At 37.5% G+C, this 4,530-nt stretch carries 5 protein-coding genes and 1 pseudogene; 1 reads left to right on the top strand and 5 read right to left on the bottom strand.

Annotated elements, in window-relative coordinates; all coding sequences use genetic code 11:
* The coding region (locus AC33VI_RS14095) for a hypothetical protein (protein ID WP_491782900.1) at positions 1 to 190 on the top strand (190 nt) is incomplete at its 5' end.
* A 94-nt stretch (positions 191 to 284) separates the two neighbouring features.
* On the opposite strand, the gene ccsB is transcribed toward AC33VI_RS14095, so the two are convergent.
* The 5 genes and pseudogenes from ccsB to AC33VI_RS14120 all read right to left on the bottom strand — a co-directional run.
* The gene (gene ccsB, locus AC33VI_RS14100) at positions 285 to 1,280 is read right to left on the bottom strand and encodes a c-type cytochrome biogenesis protein CcsB (protein ID WP_491782901.1); all 996 of its coding nucleotides are present in this window, start codon (positions 1,278 to 1,280) and stop codon (positions 285 to 287) included.
* Between the two features lie 101 nt (positions 1,281 to 1,381).
* Positions 1,382 to 1,729 (bottom strand): glycosyltransferase, encoded by a 348-nt coding sequence (locus AC33VI_RS14105; protein WP_491782902.1) that lies wholly within the window; start codon positions 1,727 to 1,729, stop codon positions 1,382 to 1,384.
* A gap of 43 nt (positions 1,730 to 1,772) precedes the next feature.
* Positions 1,773 to 3,305 carry a DUF6798 domain-containing protein gene (locus tag AC33VI_RS14110; RefSeq protein WP_491782903.1) on the bottom strand — a complete coding sequence of 511 codons (1,533 nt, stop codon included), beginning with the start codon at positions 3,303 to 3,305 and terminating at the stop codon, positions 1,773 to 1,775.
* An 89-nt stretch (positions 3,306 to 3,394) separates the two neighbouring features.
* A complete protein-coding gene (locus AC33VI_RS14115; RefSeq protein ID WP_491782904.1) occupies positions 3,395 to 4,003 on the bottom strand; it encodes a DUF3352 domain-containing protein in 609 nt (202 codons plus the stop codon).
* A 263-nt stretch (positions 4,004 to 4,266) separates the two neighbouring features.
* A pseudogene (locus AC33VI_RS14120) lies at positions 4,267 to 4,530 on the bottom strand (ATP-dependent DNA helicase); the annotation flags it as partial.

Raw genomic sequence — 4,530 nt, forward strand, 5'->3', positions numbered from 1 at the left:
AGCGCGCGACAATTTTTTTCTTGTATTTATCCAGCATTCTTTAATTACTAATTTTTGCGATCGAGAACCAGAGATTTTTTCTATCTTGGTTCTCGATCGCTGTTTCTACTTTTCGATCGCAGCTCAATATTTGGCAAAAGATTTCCAGCCCTCGGTGGTTAGGTACACTCTTTCTCGGAAATCACCTTAGTTACAGTCTATGGTTGATAATACTACTCGCGTATTATTTTTGATAAATAACGATCGCGTCTCTGTACTGTATGGCGATCGCTACTCAAACATCATTACAAAAACCAGCCATAAGAGTGTAAACCCTGGCCTAACAAGTTCACCCCGAGATAGCAAATCCAAACTACCACAAAACCGACTGCTGCAAGAATAGCGGGTTTTCTACCCTGCCAACCGCGAGTAATTCTGGCATGAAGATAGGCAGCAAACACCAACCAGGTGATAAAAGCCCAGGTTTCTTTAGGGTCCCAACTCCAGTAAGAACCCCAGGCTTCATTTGCCCAAACTCCTCCTGCAATGATGCCGATAGTCAACAGCGGAAACCCTAAGCCGATGACGCGGTAGCTGATGTTGTCTAGAGTATCAGCCAGACTCAAACGTTCGGGAGAGAGAGTTTCAGCTTTAGTTTCGGGTCGCTCTAAAACGGCGGTGCTACCAGTACTGGCATAAATATTGCTTTCCAGATTGACTTCATTAGTTTTACTAGTTCTTTGCTTGACGCGATCGCGGAAACTACCAGTCCCTACCGAACTACCTTTTAACTCTACTTTTTGCCCGCGAGTTACTACCAAAAAGCAAATAGCGATCGCACTTCCTACCATCAGAGTCGCATAACTGAGCATCATTACGCTAACGTGCATCATCAGCCAGTTGGATTTGAGGGCGGGTACCAAGGGCGCGGATTCCTGCATTTCTACGGGCAAACTGAGGGCTGCAAAAGCAGTAATTCCCATCGCCACGGGACTAGTCACCACTCCTACCAAACGGCTGCGACTCATTCTTTCGGCGATAAAGTGAATGGTAGTTACACCCCAGGCTAAGAAGAATAAAGACTCATAAAGATTGCTGAGGGGAAAATAGCCAGCCTCGATCCAGCGTGCGCCTAATAAAGTAGCCATGCAGAGATTGGCTACTGCCATTCCAGTCGTGCCTAAAGTGCTGAGGTAGGGCAAGTTGGGGAAAGCAGCCCCCCCCCAGTAAATCAGCATGGTAACTAGCAGTACCGCAAAGGAAGTATTGTCCAGAAAGCTTTCGAGTGCAATTAAATCCATAGTGTTTTTTATATTTTTCTTTGAGTTGCTTCTAGCAAACGGTATATTTATTATCTCTCTTTAGTTTATTTTAGAGACAACTCGGTAGTCTAAGTCACAATTTAGATGGCTAACAAGTTTTTTAGCTGTTGACCGACTGCTGGTAAAGAAAAATAATTTTCTATTCGATGTTGTGCCGATTTTCCCAGTCGCTGTCTTAAAGACCGATTTTGAATTATTTCCCAAGCACCCAACAAGATATCTAAACCCTTACGAAAAATTTCTACCCTGCCATGCCAGACGACAATCGTGTTTTGCAAGAGGAGATTTAGTATTTTACGAGCTTCTTGCCTATCTATGGCATGATGACTGTTAACATCGATTGGATTAAAAATTCTTGCCAGTTTTTTCTCGGGAATTTGATATTTTTGTCGTACCCGCTCGATTTCTATCTGAGATGGAATAATCAATTTAATACCTGAATCCTTACAATCTATGAACGGAGTATTTTCTTCATTTGATTTTATAAATTACATATTGACGATCGCGATACAAAGTGGTTAAACAGCTGCACGAGAATTGATTTTCTTTTTCAGCAACTACATGAGTAAGCTTATAATCGGTATCTAGTTGTTGCAATAATTGACAGCGATCGCTCTCTTGTTCATACAGTTGATTTGCGAGCATTACCCTGTTATACCATTCAATCACCTCGGTATCTTGATAGGGATGAGATTTTTTATTCACAAAAATAGGAACTCCTGTATACAGTCTAAATTTTTGTAGCTGTTGAGAATTAGGAGGAATTAAATAAGTATCTCCTTCTTGCTTATTTACCTTGACAAAATTCAGCATGGGAGTACTTTCCCCTCTATACTGAAAGAGAGCAATTTGCTGGTCAAAACCCCGAACTGTCAGAGCGGATATAACAACTAAACTAATTCCAATTAAGAAGCTTTTAATATTAGATTGTTTTCCTACTAATTTAGTTATAAACGAGACAATCGCAGCGATAATAATAGCGGTTGATATCGGTACCAAAAAAACAGATAAACGCCAAGGAGCGACCAAACCAATTAGATCGTTATCTAAAATTACTTGCAATATTGTTAGATAAAAAGCCGTCATAAAAGGTATCAGTAAAATCTTAAATAATGCAGTATTTCTAATTAAATATAAACCAGCGATTGTCACTAAAGATTGTAAATGCGAAGTACCTGTTGCCAACCAAACTTCTGGAATAGAATGATGAGAAATTCTAAAATTGACAATAATGTCCATTGCCTGTTTTTTAATTGCAGGAGTAGTTGCTGGAAAAGTAAAATACATATAACTAAAAATTGGCAGTACCAGCAGTAAAGAAAGAAAACCAATAACGGTCGCTTTTTTTGGCTCTTTGGGAAAAACAAAGACAACATAAGATAAAGTAAAAACTGCCACGCTAAAAATATAGGCAGGATGAAAAGTTGCTGCGATCGCACTTGCCAAAATTGCCCAGTAATATCTTTTATAAAGTGCTAGCCAAATTGATAATAAGATAAAAACACCAAATGTACAGGGTTGCAAGACGGGTCCTAAAATGTATTGCCCTGCAACTCCACTATGAAGGTGCCAAGCAGTATCAAAAGTACCAAATTCTAAATTTACGGTGTGAATGCTAATAAAAAATGCTAGATAAAGTAAAATTTTTGTCAGAGAATTTTCCAGTCGATAAACATAATTTACGATCCCCAATAAACTAGAAACATACAATCCCATAATCAACCCATAATAAAGATAAAAAGCATATTCATGATGAATATATTTATAGGTAAACTCTACTAAAAATGTAAATGGGGGTAAAGGATCTATCGTGTTAGCTGTCCAGTCTCGATCTAGAAAACCAAAACCAGCTTTTGCCAAGCCAGAAAGAAATTTAGTGTTTTGATTGCCATCGGCATTTTCGGGCGAATTGTAGATAGGTTCTTGTGTATAAGCCAAGCTAAAAACAGTGGCAACAAGGATAAATTTAAGGAGTAAAAGCTTTTTATCGAGAAAAATAGCCATGATTTTTCTCTCGTAAAATATATCAAACCTGAAAAAATTTAATAATAATAAAGACTTTTTTTGTAAACCCATTTATTTTTATATACAAATTATTTTTTGCTTTGCCAAGTATCAATAGCTAGTTCTAAAATTTGATGTTTGGAAGATACCAATAACTTATTTTTTAAGATTGCCAAAAACAAAGTGCAATCGTGGCGATCGCTAATTTTGACGATAGGAATATTTTGATAATTATTGCTTTCAAGTTGTCGATTATCCTGATTCTCAAGTTTGTTAGCAAAATTTAATAACTCGATCTTATTTTTAATACCCACAATTAATAAATAACTTTGGCGACCGCGCTCCGATTCAAAATTAGTTTCAGGCAAAAAAGCTAGCATGACATTTCCGATCCAAGGACGAATATCTTGCTCATAATTAAATTCTTTTAAAGCTGACGTTTGACTAATAAAAGTATTGAGTTCTTGTTTTAATAAACTTTGCGTCTTGGGTGAGACTAATTTTTTAATTTGTTGCCAATCCTGAGAATTTGTAGAAATATATAATGTCGCTAGAGCTTCTTGAGGTATTAATTGAAAGCCTTCAGTTGGAGTTAATTCTTTTCCTACAAGAAACCGAAAATGAAAATCTGCCAGAATAATTGCACTACTAAATATAATTAAGCACAGATAGCTTATTTTTATTTTTTTCTCGCTCATTCTAATTATTTAATAATAATTTTGGGATTGGCTCACGTTAAATCACTAGTGGAGCAAGGCTTAACTGTGTGAGCGTGAAATCTACATCTTCAAGCCTAGCCTTGTGGGGCTAAGGTGTCTATCACGGATACCGTGACCGATTGTAAAGTCTTTCAATTTGAGCCATTGAACCAGAAGCAACCTATATTTGGATTTGAAACATGATGAGTTTCTTCACTCCCTACAATTTTTGTCCTGTAATTAGATTGGAAACAGGTCTATTTCTAAGAATTAGGATAACCAAACCAAGTGGGATCGATGTAGTTGATGCGGGCGCAAGGTTCGAGGGCGGATAAAATGGTCTTACCATAGCTACGAAAATTGACCCGATTATCCAACAAAGCAATGATACTTTGAGATTCTCTGAGGGGAACTATGGTTTGTTCGAGAGTTCTTAAGGCGGTAGGCAGTAAATAAAGTCGAAACCAATCTTGACGCTGATTTTTATAGTAAGTTACCAAATTAGCCACTAAAGGATTCTCTAAAGA

It is taken from the genome of Waterburya sp. (assembly GCF_058530065.1).